Here is a 209-nt window from a genome sequence, read left to right as displayed (position 1 = left end):
GGTGGTGCCGCCGGGCTTCGTGCCCGATCCTGACTACACCTGGGTGCCGCGAACCAGAGTGCAACCACCCACCGTCAAGGCGACGCCGACCACCACGTCGAGCACACCGCCGGTCAGCCCGCCCGAAACCACGACCGATTCGGCTGTCCCGCCGCCGTTTGAGTTGCCGCCGCCGTTCGGCCCGGGCACCACGACCCCAACACCACCGG

1 pseudogene is annotated in these 209 nt (G+C 70.8%); it reads left to right on the top strand.

Features of this window, described 5'->3' with window-relative positions:
• Positions 1 to 209, top strand: a pseudogene (locus tag BST12_RS30480) (hypothetical protein); the annotation flags it as partial.

Source organism: Mycobacterium angelicum (assembly GCF_002086155.1).
In the GTDB taxonomy this organism is placed as follows: domain Bacteria; phylum Actinomycetota; class Actinomycetes; order Mycobacteriales; family Mycobacteriaceae; genus Mycobacterium; species Mycobacterium angelicum.
This window is presented reverse-complemented; position numbering and strand designations above follow the sequence as displayed.